Annotated in this window: 14 protein-coding genes; 3 read left to right on the top strand and 11 right to left on the bottom strand. The window is 71.7% G+C overall.

The features are described 5' to 3' along the window. Window positions 1-83: 83 nt before the first annotated feature. The 6 genes from AB852_RS30325 to AB852_RS40025 all read right to left on the bottom strand — a co-directional run bounded on the left by AB852_RS30325 (window position 84) and on the right by AB852_RS40025 (window position 5,380). Window positions 84-794, bottom strand: coding sequence for a 4'-phosphopantetheinyl transferase family protein (locus tag AB852_RS30325; RefSeq protein WP_143201304.1), 711 nt, complete (start codon window positions 792-794; stop codon window positions 84-86). After that, the gene (locus AB852_RS30320; RefSeq protein ID WP_073793445.1) at window positions 791-1,627 is read right to left on the bottom strand and encodes an AfsR/SARP family transcriptional regulator; all 837 of its coding nucleotides are present in this window, start codon (window positions 1,625-1,627) and stop codon (window positions 791-793) included. The genes AB852_RS30325 and AB852_RS30320 overlap by 4 nt, the downstream gene beginning before the upstream one ends. 29 nt (window positions 1,628-1,656) lie before the next feature. Then, window positions 1,657-2,613, bottom strand: coding sequence for a UbiA family prenyltransferase (locus tag AB852_RS30315; RefSeq protein ID WP_079185032.1), 957 nt, complete (start codon window positions 2,611-2,613; stop codon window positions 1,657-1,659). 119 nt (window positions 2,614-2,732) lie between these two features. Beyond that, window positions 2,733-3,467 carry a response regulator transcription factor gene (locus AB852_RS30310; protein WP_079185031.1) on the bottom strand — a complete coding sequence of 245 codons (735 nt, stop codon included), beginning with the start codon at window positions 3,465-3,467 and terminating at the stop codon, window positions 2,733-2,735. Next, entirely contained in the window at window positions 3,451-4,557 is a 1,107-nt protein-coding gene (locus tag AB852_RS30305) for a sensor histidine kinase (protein ID WP_073793444.1), read from the bottom strand. Before AB852_RS30305 ends, AB852_RS30310 begins: the two co-directional genes overlap by 17 nt. Before the next feature lie 205 nt (window positions 4,558-4,762). Then, window positions 4,763-5,380, bottom strand: a complete 618-nt coding sequence (locus tag AB852_RS40025) for a MerR family transcriptional regulator (protein WP_073793443.1) — start codon at window positions 5,378-5,380, stop codon at window positions 4,763-4,765. 348 nt (window positions 5,381-5,728) lie between these two features. On the opposite strand from AB852_RS40025, the gene AB852_RS30295 reads away from it, so the two are divergent. After that, window positions 5,729-6,370 (top strand): HAD family hydrolase, encoded by a 642-nt coding sequence (locus tag AB852_RS30295; protein WP_073794128.1) that lies wholly within the window; start codon window positions 5,729-5,731, stop codon window positions 6,368-6,370. 19 nt (window positions 6,371-6,389) lie between these two features. Here the strand turns inward: AB852_RS30295 and AB852_RS30290 are convergent, their stop codons facing one another. The 3 genes from AB852_RS30290 to AB852_RS30285 all read right to left on the bottom strand — a co-directional run bounded on the left by AB852_RS30290 (window position 6,390) and on the right by AB852_RS30285 (window position 8,027). Beyond that, window positions 6,390-6,851, bottom strand: a complete 462-nt coding sequence (locus tag AB852_RS30290; protein WP_073793442.1) for a phosphatase domain-containing protein — start codon at window positions 6,849-6,851, stop codon at window positions 6,390-6,392. A 25-nt stretch (window positions 6,852-6,876) separates the two neighbouring features. Next, window positions 6,877-7,053 (bottom strand): hypothetical protein, encoded by a 177-nt coding sequence (locus tag AB852_RS40020; RefSeq protein ID WP_178391156.1) that lies wholly within the window; start codon window positions 7,051-7,053, stop codon window positions 6,877-6,879. Window positions 7,054-7,484: 431 nt separating this feature from the next. After that, complete coding sequence (locus AB852_RS30285) at window positions 7,485-8,027, bottom strand: DoxX family protein (RefSeq protein WP_073793441.1); 543 nt, start codon at window positions 8,025-8,027, stop codon at window positions 7,485-7,487. 219 nt (window positions 8,028-8,246) lie between these two features. On the opposite strand from AB852_RS30285, the gene AB852_RS30280 reads away from it, so the two are divergent. Further along, a complete protein-coding gene (locus tag AB852_RS30280; protein ID WP_073793440.1) occupies window positions 8,247-8,570 on the top strand; it encodes a nuclear transport factor 2 family protein in 324 nt (107 codons plus the stop codon). 169 nt (window positions 8,571-8,739) lie between these two features. Here the strand turns inward: AB852_RS30280 and AB852_RS30275 are convergent, their stop codons facing one another. Continuing rightward, complete coding sequence (locus tag AB852_RS30275; RefSeq protein WP_073793439.1) at window positions 8,740-9,201, bottom strand: lamin tail domain-containing protein; 462 nt, start codon at window positions 9,199-9,201, stop codon at window positions 8,740-8,742. Window positions 9,202-9,376: 175 nt separating this feature from the next. Beyond that, window positions 9,377-10,378, bottom strand: a complete 1,002-nt coding sequence (locus AB852_RS30270) for a Gfo/Idh/MocA family protein (protein WP_073793438.1) — start codon at window positions 10,376-10,378, stop codon at window positions 9,377-9,379. 215 nt (window positions 10,379-10,593) lie between these two features. Here AB852_RS30270 and AB852_RS30265 point away from each other — a divergent pair, with 215 nt between their 5' ends. After that, the gene (locus AB852_RS30265; protein WP_073793437.1) at window positions 10,594-11,964 is read left to right on the top strand and encodes a multidrug effflux MFS transporter; all 1,371 of its coding nucleotides are present in this window, start codon (window positions 10,594-10,596) and stop codon (window positions 11,962-11,964) included. Window positions 11,965-12,861: the final 897 nt, after the last annotated feature.

Here is a 12,861-nt window from a genome sequence, read left to right as displayed (position 1 = left end):
GTGGGGGGCCGTCGGCGGCCTCCCACGGCCCCGTGGCACGGGCGGGGGCCGGACCCGCCGGGCCCGGCTCCGTGCCGCGCTTGTCAGGACCGCCAGGCCGCCGTCGACACCCGGGTGTCCGCGCTGGCGCTGGCGACCGACGCGGCGTAGCCGTCCGGGCAGCGGACGCTGCGCACGTACCACTCCTGGGCCGAGTGCGGCACCGTGGCGGCGCGCCAGGCCCCGAACACCCGGCCGGTGTAGCGCGGCGGGGTACGGCTCAGTCCGGTGCCCGCCGCCTTCACCAGGGCCTCGGCCCGGGTCCACTGCTCGAAGCCGTGGGTGGTCCGGCCGCCGTCGACACAGGGGATGGCGCTCCAGTCCATGTGCGGACGCACCCGCTCGATGTCCACGCCCACCTCGACGCCGGGGCTGTCGCTGAGGGCGATCAGCGCGTACGCGCCGGAGTGGGACAGGCTGGCCGACAGGTCGCGGCCGTCGGGGCCGACGGGCCGCGGCTTGCCGTGCCCGTCCTCGCGGCACTTCCCGCAGTGGCGGCGGAAGGAGACCTCCTCGGCGGGCACGCCCAGCCGCCGTCCCAGCAGGGTGCGGAAGGCGTGGTGGATGGCCAGGTAGCGCATCCGGTCGCCGACCCGCCGCATCCCGGCCAGCCGGGCCCGCTCGGACGCGTCGAGGACGGCGTACGCCTCGTCGTAGGGCACCGCCGCGGCTGCGGGGGCCGTCGCGACCGTCCAGATCCGCACCCCGACCGTACGGGTGGGGGAGAGCGGTGCCGCTTCCAAGGTCACACTCATGCCGCGGAACCCCCGGCCAGGATGTGGTGCTGCAACTGTCTCAGGTCCTCGGAGGGTTCCAGTCCCAGCTCCTCGGCGAGGACGCTGCGGACATGGTTGAACGCGCGTAGCGCGTCACCGCGGCGGCCGCTGCGGTGCAGGGCGTCGATGAGCCGGGCGTGCAGCCATTCGTTGAGCGGGTCGACCGCGATGAGGCGGATCAGATCGGGGACCACCTCCCGGTGCTGGCCCAGTCCCATCGCCGCCTCGATGCGTAACTCCTGGGCCCGTAGGCGCAGATCCTCGATCCGGGCGACATGGCCGGCGAGCACCCGCCCGCGGGACACGTCGGACAGGGGGCGGCCCCGCCACAGCCCGAGCGCGGTGTCCAGGGTCTGGATCGCCGCCTCCCGTCTCCCGGCGCGCAGTTCGGCACGTGCCTGGGCGCACAGCCGGGTGAACTCCTCCAGGTCGAGCCGGCCGGGCGGGAGGTGCAGGGCGTAGCCGGAGCCCTCGGTGACGAGGACGTCGCGGGCGGCGCTGCCCAGCTCCCGTTCGAGTTCCTGGCGCAGATGGTAGACGTGGGTGCGGACGGTGCTCACCGCGGTGGCCGGGGGCGCGCCGTCCCACAGCTCCTCCACGATGGTGTCCAGGTCGATGATGTCCCGCGGGCGTACCGCCAGCAGGGCGAGCACCTTGCGCACCTTGGGCCCGCGCGGCCGGTGGGTGGAGGCGCCGTTGACGACCTGCAAGGGTCCGAGGATGCGGACGCCGAAGCCGTCGCCCGCTGTACCGGCCACCGGCCGGTACGGGTCGTGGTGTGCGGTGGGTCTGAGGGTCTGCTGGCTGATCATCGTCGTTCCCCCGGCTTCTGTGTGCTGGCTCAGGTGATGGGAAGTGCGAACGCGACCAGATGGGTCGCGTACTGCGTGACCATGAAGATCCGGTACGGGACGCGGCGCTGGGCGCGGGTCTCGTCCGGCCGGGCGGTGAGGGCCACAGCGGCGAGCACCAGCGCGCTGCCGAGCAGCACGGCGCTGGGCAGGAGCAGCCCGGGGGCGGACAGGGAGAGGGCGCACAGCAGGAGTCCGGTGCCGATCGTGAGGGCGCTGACACAGACCAGGCAGGCCGTGACGGCGGGACCCCACAGCACGGTCCAGTTGCGGCGGCCGTGCCGGGCGTCGCCCTCCGCGTCGGAGAAGTCCTTGGCGATCGCGCCGACCAGACCCATCCACAGGCACATGGCGCCGCAGAAGGCGAGCGAGGCGGGGGTGAGGGGGGTCGCCCCGCACAGCAGGCCCGCCACATAGGTCAGGGCGCCGCCGCCGATCACCGCGGCGATGGTGCCGGGGGTGTGCCGCTTGAGAGCGATCCGGGGCGCCGAGTACGCGTAGCCGAGCAGCAGGAAGCCGACGGTCACCGCACACATCAGCGGCCCGACGAGGACGGCGCCGACGACAGCGGCGGCGGCCAGACCCCGGGCGGTTCGCAGGGCCGTGTCGAGGGGCAGCAGCCCGCTCGACACGGGGCGGGTGGAGCCGTTGGACCGGTCCTCCTCCACATCGGTGACGCCGTTGTAGAGATAGACGGCCGTGACGGCGCTGATCCATACGGCCGCGCCCAGGAAGAGCGCGGGTTCAGCAGGTGATCGGGAGGTTCCGTCCGCCGTTCCGGCAAGCAGGAAACGTAAAAGGAATATCGCGAGTACCGCGCCCCGGGATTCCCGGAGGCAGAGCGCGACGAACCTTAACCCTTTAGGAGGTGCGGAGGGTTCCCCCGGTTCCGTCCCGGCCGTGAACGTTGCGGGATTGATGTATTTATCATGCTTCGCTCTCGGCATATTCGGAAATTTACTCGACGGGTGCCGGAGAGTGCAGACCCTCCGGAGGCATGCCGCCTACATCCTAAGAAACATATGGTCGTCAACCGGAGAGGGGGAGCCCGTGACCGGGGGTAAGTCTAATCTTTTGGTGGCGTTTTCCGGTGCGCCCGGGGATTTTCCATTTCCGTTACCTCGGGCCGGCTTGTCATGGCCCGTCGGATCAGCCGGGCGTCAATCGCCTTGTTCACCGCGTCGATGCGCGACACCGCTCCGAGCTTTTCGAAGATATTACGAAGATGTCGTTTCACGGTGCCCTCGGTGATGCTCAGCCGGGTCGCGATCTGACGGTTGCTCAGCGCTTCGGCGGCGAGGGTCAGGACTTCCCGCTCACGTGGTGACAGGGTCTGCGCGGAGGTGGCGAATCCGGTGTCCGGCATTCCGCTGCTCGGCAGCGCGATCGTGACCTGGGGATCACGCGCGACGGAGTTGCGGATCGCCGACAGCAGCGATTCACGGGGCACGCTCTTGTGCAGATACCCGCGGGCCCCCTGGGCCAGCAGCTCCTGGACGAGCTGGGCGTCGCCGTGCATGGACAGCATCAGGACGTGCAGCCCCGGGAAGCGGCGGGTCAGTTCACCCACCACGGTGGGCGCGTGACTGCCCGGGATCTCCACGTCCAGCAGGACCACCTGGGCCCGGGTCCGCTCGATCAGTTCGGCGAGCCCCTCACTGCTCTCGGTGTCGGCGACGATCGTCAGATCGCTCTCCGCCTCGATCAGCCGGCACAGCGCGTCACGGAGCAGCGAGTGGTCGTCGACGGCGACGATACGTATGGCTCTGCCGTCGGGTTCGGGTCTACTCGTGGCGAGCACGGTTCTCCTTGTCGATGGGGGCGATCAGATCGACGACCGTGCCTTCCCCGGGAGAACTGTTGATCTCCAGCTGACCGCCCAGCAGTCTGGCGCGCTCGACCATCGACGCGAGACCGTGCCCGCGTCTGCGCTCCGGATCGAACCCGATGCCGTTGTCGTGGACGGAGGCACGGATCAGTCCGTCCTCGATCACGACAGCGATGTCTATCCGGGTCGCGGAGGCGTGGGCGAAGGCGTTGCGCAAACATTCGCGGAGCATCAGATAGAGATCATCGGCGAGCCCTGGGGGCATATGGTCGCCCGGGTCCTCGACCCGGATCTCCACCGTCGTCTTGTCCAGCGCCATTGCCGTGACGAACGAGGAGAGGGCGACCTGGAGGGACCGTGTGGTGTCGGCGCGGTTGCGCAGTTCCGTCACCAGGTCGCGGGTGATGTGCTGGGTCTCCCGGATGGCCTGCTTGAGGGCCGTCAGACGGGAGTCGGGCTGCTGGGACAACTCGTAGAGCTCTAACTGGCGCAGGGCGACACTCGCGGCGCCCCCGATACGGTCGTGTATCTCCCTGGCCATGCTGTTGCGGCCCTGCTGGGCCGCGTCCCGCACCACGTCGAGCAGGAACAGGTCATGGCCGATGGCGCCCTGCTCCAGCCGTCTGATGATCGACGACTGAAGGCCCAGCAGCGCCTGGATGAGATGACGCTCCGAGCCGGGCCGGTCCGCGCAGATCCGGCTCAGGTGATCCATCGTCACCTGGAACAGGAGGGAGCCCGCGCGCACGGAGTGGATAGGGGCGATCCCCTGGGAGATGCGGGCTCCGCCGAGTCTTCGCGTCTTCAGCACGAGACCCGCGTCGAACGGCGACTCCCCGCCGTGCCGCAGGGTCGCCAGACAGTCCGCGACGACGTGTTCCGCCTGCTCATGGCAGGTCTGCCAGGCCTCCGGATTGGTGCCGAGGGGGTTTCCTTGCTCGACGAGCGCCTGGCGGTAGGAGTCGAGCAGCTGTGGCCGGATCGCCTGGAGCCGCTCCGCGAGTGCGGCGGCTCCGTCCTCCGGCCCCCGCCGCTCGGAGTCCCCACGCAGTGGCCTGTCCATACGCCCCCGTCCCCGTCCGGGCCGGGACCGCCCCCCACTGACGGTAGAACCGCACACCTGGTGCGATTGCAAAAGGCCCGGTTGTTCAGATAGTCAAGTGGGAGTCTGCAAGAGCTGTGCGTGATCGTCAAGCTTCACATGGTTACCGATGCGTAAAGCGGGGTTCGGTAACACCACTTGGCTGGTTTCATGGGGAAATCAAGGTTCAGTGAGGCGAGGGGGCGGCGCACAGCCGGGTGGAGACGTGTTCGTGCACGAGTCTGCGCAGCGCGGTGATCACCGTGTCGCCGATGACCGTGCCGTTCACCATGCGGGTCGCCGCGGTCTCCCGGTCGGGCTGGCGCAGGACCAGACAGAGTTCGGCCTCGGCGACCTTCTCCAGGGCCTCCGCGTAGGCCAGCAGCGGACGGATCAACTCCCCCTGCCCCAGCCACTCGGTGACCACCAGGGCCTGGATCAGCGTCCGCCAGGCGGGGTTGTCGGGACTCACGTCCCACTGCCTGGCCTCCGCGAGTTCACGGACCCGCTCGCCCGCCTGCGCCCAGTCGGCGTCGTCGGTCGCGGAACCCGCCGACGGCAGGGCGTACTGGATGGCACCCAGCAACTGGTGCAGCGAGGTCTCCGGGGACTCCAGCCGCCCCAGCACCCGCCGGGTGTCGGAGTGGGTGAGCCCGCCGACCTCCATCAGCGCCCGCACCAGTTCGACCCGGCGGACGTACGACTCGTCGTACGGGGGCGGGACGGGGATCAGCCCCGACTGCTGGAACGTGCGGAGCGTCAGCACCGGCACCCCGGTCCTGCGGCTCACATCGGATAGTCGCACCTCACGCCTTCCCTGGCAGCGGCCCCGTCCGGTCCTTCCCGGGTCGTCGCAAGCGGGATCATGGCTGGACTGTAGGCACCGTGAGCACCCCGTCACAAGACACGGTCCCGGAGGTGGGGCACGCGATGTGTCGAAAGAGGTGGCCCGGGGGGACCCTGCGACCCCGCCCCGGGCGCGCCGCCGTGACCCGGCCCCCGCCGGGGTGCGACTCTCACGCGGTCGGAGGCGCTTCGCGTTCCCGAAGCCGGTCAGGTGCGCCGTGCACGGGGTACGTGGTCCGAGTTCATTTCCCGCGTGCCCTCGCGCGGCCGACCCGCACTCGGCCGGTGGGGGCCTAGTGTTCCGGTGGTGATCGAAACCATCGTTCTTGATGTGGGCGAGACCCTGGTACGGCGGGACAGGTACTGGGACGGCTGGGCCGACTGGCTCCAGATGCCACGGCACACCGTGTCGGCGCTGGTCGGTGCGGTGGTCGCGCAAGGGCGGGCCGCCGAGGACGCGTTGCGGCTGATCAACCCCGACATGGACATCGCCTCCGCCGACGCGGCCCGGGACGTCTCGGGCCGCGGGGAGTACCTCGACGAACGGGACCTCTACCCGGACGTGCGTCCCGCGCTGGCCGCCCTGCGCGAACGCGGACTGCGGGTGGTCGTCGCCGGGGACGCCAGCGCCCGCTGCACGGAGATGCTGCGCGGGCTCGATCTGCCGGTCGACCTCGTCGCCGACACCGCCGAGTGGGATGTCGCGAAGCCGAAGGGCGAGTTCTTCGAACGGGTCCTCGACCTCGCGCAGAGCCCCGCCCGCTCCACCGTCTACGTCGGTGACCACCCCGGCGACGACGTGTTCCCCGCGAAGGCCGCCGGGCTCCGCGTCGCCCATGTGCGGCGCGGCCCGTGGGGTCATCTGTGGGGCGAGGACCCCGAGGTGCTGGCCGCCGCCGACTGGCAGGTCGACTCCCTGGTCCAGCTGGCGTCCGCGCTCGGCGACTGAGCGGGGCCCTGCCGGGCGGCTACGGGTGTCCGGCCGCCGGGTGCCCGGCGGGGCGCTGGAAGCCGCGTACGTAGCGCCGTTGCCAGGGGGTCTCCACCGCGTGCCGGTCGTAGTGCGCGCGGACATAGGCCACGGCCTCGCCCTGGGGTACGCCGTCGAGTACCGCGAGGCACGCCAGCGCCGTCCCGGTACGTCCCCGGCCGCCTCCGCAGGCCACCTCGACCCGCTCGGTGGCCGACCGGGTCCAGACCCGCGCCAGGGTGGCGGCGGCGGCCGTCCGGTCCTTCGGCAGCCGGAAGTCCGGCCAGCGCAGCCAGTCCGCGTCCCACGCGGTCGCGGGCGGGGGGCTCCCGAGCAGATACACACCGTACTCCGGCGCGGGGCCCCCGGGCAGCGGGCGGCGCAGCCCCCGGCCCCGTACGGTCCGTCCGGACGGCAGCCGCAGTACGCCCGGGGCGTCCGGGCTCCAGGTCGTCGTCATCCGGTCAGCCTAGGGCCGGCCGCCCTCAGTGGTCCGGGCTATTGCGCTGCCCGTCGTCCGACGACCGGGCGGTGCCGGAGCGGTCCACCTCGAAGACCCGGCGCGGTCCCTTGGCGGGCCGCTCGCGGTCGTCCGGTTCGGGGCGCTGTTCCTTGTCCGGCCCGGTGTCCGCTCCGCGCCGTTCCTGCTGGGGCTTCGCCATGGGGACCTCCATCGCTGCGGTTGGGCCAGCCGGGGGACGTGGTCTTCGTCCGCGGGTCGTGCTGTGCCCCGCGTCGCTGGGTTTCCTGTGCTGGGCGTACTTGTCCCTGTGCGGGTCGTTCGTGGGTGCGCAGTTCCCCGCGCCCCTGGATGCTGCCCCTGTCCGTTGTCCGTCGGGTGCGGGCCGGCCCTCGTCCTTTGCGCAGTTCCCCGCGCCCCTTTGGGGCTCCCCTTCCGCCGTCTTTCGCCGTACCCAGTGGAACGAGTGGGCCGCAGGTGGAACCCCAGGGGCGCGGGGAACTGCGCAGCCACGTCGGTACCCGGGCGGGCGTCGGGCGTTCAGCCGGGGTGACCCGGGGCCCCGCCGGGCGGCCCGCGCGGGCGCAAGTGGGGTGAGCCGGGGTGACCCGGGGCCCCGTGGGGCGGCCGTGGTCAGGGGGTTTCCGCCGGGGTGGGTTCCGCGCGGAGCCTTCGTTGGCGGGTGCCGACCACGCACACCGCGGCCACCGCGCTCGCGACCAGCGCCAGCGGAACCATCCAGTCCCGGTCCAGCACATGCCCGATCGCGTGATCGACCGAGTACCGGCCGGGCCCGGTCAGCGCGAGGCTGGCCGCGGCCGTACCGAACGCGGCGGGGAGCTCGTAGCCGCCCTCCGTGGTGAAGAAGCCGTTGGGGGCGTGCACCGCGGCGGCGCCCGCCATCCCGCCGGAGGCCGCCGCGCCCGCGAACGGCGTCGCGAGCCCGAGGGCCAGCAGGGTCCCGCCGCCCGCCTCGGCGAGCCCGGAGGCGATCGCGCTGGGCCTGCCGGGGATGTACCCCATCGACTCCATGGCGGTGCCCGTGCCCTCGATGCCGCCGCCCCCGAACCAGCCGAACAGCTTCTGCGTGCCGTGCGCCGTCAGCGCCCCGCCGATGCCGACCCGGAGCAGCAGCAGACCCAGATCGCGCCGGTGGACATGGAAACAGCCGGTCATCGCGTTCCTCCTCAGGGGATGCCTGGCCTTCCCCTCCACGGTGGCACCTCCCGGGCCCGTCCGCCCGCCCGTACCCCCGGGTGCCCGAACGCCCCCGCGCCCGGTAGCGGGGCACACGGACGGGTGTGAGGGTGGGCGGCGTCGGCCCCGTGGTCCCGCGGTGCCGGCGCCCGGGGGCCAGGAGGCCGCGGGCGGCAGCGAGGAGGCCCGGGAGGCCCCATGTCCATCCAGCTCGCCAAGCTCAGCGAGCCCGCCGTGCGCGACTTCGTCGCCGCGGTGAACGCGCACGACCGGACGGCGTTCCGGGCGGTGCTCACCCCGGACGCCACCATGTCCGACGACGGCACCGAGCGGGATCTCGACGAGTGGACCGAGCGGGAGATCTTCTCCTCGCACGGGCATCTGGACATCGACAAGGAGAAGGCGGGCGGCCGCTCGCTCATCGCCCGCTACAGCAACGACACCTGGGGCGAGATGCGGACCCGGTGGGACTTCGTGGTGGAGGGCGGCAAGGTCACACGGTTCGAGACCGGCCAGGCATGAGGACGGGACCGTCGCCCTGTGGTGCCGGCGCGGTCCCGCTCGTCTCGTGTACCAGGGGGCGACCGTCCCGTGGTGCGGGTCGTTCCCGCTGTCCGCGCGGTTCCGGTCGCGCGGAGCGGTCACCCCCCCCGCCCGGCCCCGGGACGGTCGCCTGCCCCTTCAGGATGGCTCAGTGGCAGTACGTGGTGCCGCGGCCGTCGCCCCAGGAGCAGGAGTCGGCCTGGGAACCGCTGGGACGCAGCAGCCGGGCCTTGTCACCGGTGTTGTTCCAGACGTACGAGCCGCGGTTCCAGTACACGTAACCGGCGCTGTTGCTGCCCCGGCCGGTGCGCAGCTGGACGGTCTTGCCCGCGCCGATCTTGTGGTTGCCGAAGGTGTACGTGTAGCCGGTGTTGTCCTTGATCTTGTAGCCCTTGAGCTGGATCGTGGAACGGGTGTTGTTGTGGATGTTGACGCGCTCGGCGTTCAGCGAGGCGTTCGAGCGGGTGTCGCGGCCCGGGCTGTCGTACTGGACCCAGCCGAAGTGCAGTCCTCCCTGGTGCGGCGCGGCGGCGGCCGGGGTGGCGGCGAGCAGCGGGGCGGCCAGGGCGGCGACGGCGACGGCGGCGGATGCGGCGAAACGGATACGCAACACGGCTCCAAATGTGGATATTCGATGAACATACTTATGAAGGAACCCTGAGCATAGGCGTGTTGCCCGGCCATACCGGACGGAAGGTCTCGTTCCGCTTGTGGAGATTCTCAGGACGGAGGAATGCCGGTCCCACGCCCCGGGCAGACGTGGTCGCCCCGGACGAAGAGGCCCCTCAGACCCGCTCGCCCGGGTACCGCACCCCGGTCCGCTCCCGCACCGCGTCCAGCGTCCGCATCACGGCGAGCGATCCGTCCAGCGGGACCAGCGGGGACTCCACCGCCCCCGCGCGCAGACACCGCATCACCTCGGCCGCCTCATGACGGAACGTGTCCCGGGGCCCGTCCGCCGGGTCCGTCACGAACTCCTGCGGCTCCTTGCCGTCCCGGTGCAGCACGAACCGCTCCGGGTAGAAGAACCCGCCGGGGATCTCCACCCGCCCCTCGCTGCCGGTGACCGACGCGACGACCGGGGTGTGCGCGTTGACCGCGCAGTGCAGCACCGCGAGCGCGCCGCTGTCGTACGACAGCACCATGCCGGTCTGGAGGTCGACCCCTTCCGGCGACAGCGTGGCCGCCGCGCTCACCCCGGCCGGCTCACCGAGGAACAGCTGCGCGAACGACACCGGGTACACACCGAGGTCGAGCAGCGCGCCGCCGCCCTGCGCCGGGTCCCGCAGCCGGTGCGTGGCCGGGAAGCTGCCGTCGATCCCGAAGTCGGCGTGCACCGCCCGGACCGTACCGATCGCCCCGTCGTCCACCAGCCCCTTCAGCCTGCGGATCAGCGGGTTGCAGTACATCCACATGGCCTCCATCAGGAACAGGCCCCGGGCCCGTGCCAGCGCCACCAGCTCCACCGCCTCGGGCGCGTTCAGCGTGAACGCCTTCTCGACCAGCACCGGACGGCCCGCCCCCAGACACAGCCCGGCGGCCCGCCGGTGCGCGGCGTGCGGAGTGGCGACGTACACCACATCGATGTCCTCGTCGGCGGCGAGCGAGGCCCAGTCGCCGTACGCGCGCCCGATCCCGAACCGCTCGGCGAACGCCTTCGCGCCCGCCTCGGTACGGGACGCGACCGCGACGACCTCGGCGTCCGGCATGTCCAGCAGATCGGCGGTGAAGGAGGCGGCTATCCCGCCCGTCGCCAGTACTCCCCAGCGCACACGTTCCCCGGCCATGAGGCCCCTTCCGTTCCTGGGCGGTGCCCCTGGGGCAGCCGCTCCCGCGAGAAACGGACCGCCCCGCCACCGGGCCGGGCCCGGTACGTGGATAAATGGTCTCAACCATCCGATCCGGACTGCGAGCATAGAGAACGGACCCGGCGAACTCCATCGGCATCCAACGGAAACCAACGCCGGCGAACACCAGGAACGGCAGACGAAGGGGAGGGCGCATGCCCGAGCGCGGGAGTGCCGCACAGGACGGGGACGACATACCGGGGCCCCTGGACACCGACGTCCGGGCGGGGGAGCAGGTCGCGCCGCCACCGGTCCCCGTGCCCGTCCCCGCGCCACCGGGCGACCCGGGACCCGCCGTCCACCCCCCGGCCGTCCGCCGCACCGGAATCCTGGTGACGCTGGTCCTCGGCGGACTCACCGCGATGCCCCCGCTGTCCATGGACATGTACCTCCCGGCGCTGCCGGAGGTCACCGGGATGCTGGGCGCCTCCGCCGCGACCGTGCAGCTCACCCTCACCGCCTGCCTCGCGGGCATGGCCCTCGGACAGCTCGTCGTGGGACCCATGAGCGACAAGTGGGGCCGCAGACGCCCGCTGCTGATCGGTCTGCTGATCTACATCGTCGCCACCGCCGCGTGCGCCGTCGCCCCCGATGTCGAACTCCTCATCGCCTTCCGGCTCGCCCAGGGACTCGCGGGCGCCGCGGGCATCGTGATCGCCCGCGCGATCGTCCGGGACCTCTACGACGGGGTCGCGATGGCCCGGTTCTTCTCCACCCTGATGCTGATCTCCGGGGTCGCCCCGATCATCGGTCCCGTCATCGGCGGCCAGGTGCTGCGGTTCACCGACTGGCGCGGGGTGTTCTGGGTGCTCACCGTCGTCGGGGTGGTCCTCACCCTCCTCGTCCGCTTCCGGCTGCCGGAGACCCTGCCGCCCGCCCGCCGGCACCCCGGCGGGGTCCGGGCCGCGCTGCGCACCATGCGCGGACTCCTCGCCGACCGCGCGTTCACCGGCTACACCCTCGCGGGCGGCTTCACCTTCGCCGCGCTGTTCGCGTACGTGTCCGCCTCGCCGTTCGTCGTCCAGGAGATCTACGGGGCCTCACCCCAGACGTTCTCGCTGCTCTTCGGTGTCAACTCGGTCGGCCTGGTGATCGTCGGCCAGATCAACGGCCGTCTGCTCGTCGGCCGGGTCAGCCTCGACAAGGCCGTCGGGGTGGGGCTCGCGGTGATCGGTCTCGCGTCGGTCGCGCTGCTGCTGCTCACGGCGGGGGTGTTCGGGAAGGCGGGGCTCTTCCCGGTCGCCGCGGCGCTGTTCGTGCTGATGTCCGCGATGGGGCTGGTGCTGCCCAACACCAACGCGCTGGCCCTCTTCCGGGCGGGGCACGCGGCGGGGTCCGCGTCCGCGCTGATCGGTACGTCGTCGTTCCTGATCGGCGCGGTGGCTTCGCCTCTCGTCGGGATCGCGGGGGAGCACACGGCTGTGCCGATGGCCGTCGTCCAGCTCACCGCAGCCCTGGCCGCCGCCCTGGCCTTCCTCACCCTCTCCCGCCCCCACACCACCCCCCACCAGGAGTCACCCCTGTAACCCACGCCCCGCCCCCGGGGGTTCCACACCTGGACGTACTCGTCCCCGTACAGGTCGTCCGTGGGTGCGCAGTTCCCCGCAGGTCGCCTCCGCTCGCGCCCCCGAGGTTCCCTGTGCTGGACGTACTTGTCCCTGTGCCGTCGCTCGCGGGGTGCGCAGTTCCCCGCGCCCCTGGATGCTGCCCTCTTGCGGTCGCTTCTTCGGGTGCGGGGCCGCCCTCGTCTGTGCGCAGTTCCCCGCGCCCCTGGGTCTGTCCGGCTGGGCCCACTTGTTCCTGTGCCGTCGCTCGGTGGTTTCGCGCAGTTCCCCGCGCCCCTAGGTGGTGCCCCCTTGCGGTCGCTCTTCGGGTGCGGGTCGCCCTCGTTTTGCGCAGTTCCCCGCGCCCCTAGGTGGTGCCCCCTTGCGGTCGTTCTTCGGGTGCGGGCCGGTTCTCGTCTTTGCGCAGTTCCCCGCGCCCCTTTGGGGGCGCCACCTGGGGCTGTTCTCCGTCTGCTGTGGTGGGGTTGAACCATCCTCCTCGTGCAGGCGCTCGGCTGCGGGAGGGGGTGGGCGGGAATCTCTGCCCGCAGACTCCGATGCTCTTCAGTCGGGCAAGGGGGATGTCCGACCGAGCGTGTCGGATCGAGGACGGAGAATCCCGACCGGCACCGACCCGAAGAACAAACAGGTGGCGCCCCAAAGGGGCGCGGGGAACTGCGCGAAACCACCGAGCGACGGCACAGGAACAAGTGCGTCACGCCGGACAGACCTAGGAAGCGCAAGCGAAGGCGACCCGCGGGGAACTGCGCACCCACCGAGCGACGGCACAGGAACAAGCGCGTCACGCCGGACAGACCTAGACGAGTCATTCCGAATGATCAGTGGTCGTAGGCGATCAGTGATCGTGTGACCGGCTGG

This window comes from Streptomyces uncialis (assembly GCF_001905345.1).
Classification (GTDB): domain Bacteria; phylum Actinomycetota; class Actinomycetes; order Streptomycetales; family Streptomycetaceae; genus Streptomyces; species Streptomyces uncialis.
This window is presented reverse-complemented; position numbering and strand designations above follow the sequence as displayed.

What these genes read in the sequence shown, in the direction of transcription:
- AB852_RS30270 (WP_073793438.1), bottom strand. Translation starts at nt 10,378, where the DNA reads ATGGCCGGGGAACGTGTGCGCTGGGGAGTACTGGCGACGGGCGGGATA.
- AB852_RS30325 (WP_143201304.1), bottom strand. Translation starts at nt 794, where the DNA reads ATGAGTGTGACCTTGGAAGCGGCACCGCTCTCCCCCACCCGTACGGTC.
- AB852_RS30265 (WP_073793437.1), top strand. Translation starts at nt 10,594, where the DNA reads ATGCCCGAGCGCGGGAGTGCCGCACAGGACGGGGACGACATACCGGGG.
- AB852_RS30315 (WP_079185032.1), bottom strand. Translation starts at nt 2,613, where the DNA reads ATGCCGAGAGCGAAGCATGATAAATACATCAATCCCGCAACGTTCACG.
- AB852_RS30285 (WP_073793441.1), bottom strand. Translation starts at nt 8,027, where the DNA reads ATGACCGGCTGTTTCCATGTCCACCGGCGCGATCTGGGTCTGCTGCTG.
- AB852_RS40020 (WP_178391156.1), bottom strand. Translation starts at nt 7,053, where the DNA reads ATGGCGAAGCCCCAGCAGGAACGGCGCGGAGCGGACACCGGGCCGGAC.
- AB852_RS30290 (WP_073793442.1), bottom strand. Translation starts at nt 6,851, where the DNA reads ATGACGACGACCTGGAGCCCGGACGCCCCGGGCGTACTGCGGCTGCCG.
- AB852_RS30320 (WP_073793445.1), bottom strand. Translation starts at nt 1,627, where the DNA reads ATGATCAGCCAGCAGACCCTCAGACCCACCGCACACCACGACCCGTAC.
- AB852_RS30305 (WP_073793444.1), bottom strand. Translation starts at nt 4,557, where the DNA reads ATGGACAGGCCACTGCGTGGGGACTCCGAGCGGCGGGGGCCGGAGGAC.
- AB852_RS30280 (WP_073793440.1), top strand. Translation starts at nt 8,247, where the DNA reads ATGTCCATCCAGCTCGCCAAGCTCAGCGAGCCCGCCGTGCGCGACTTC.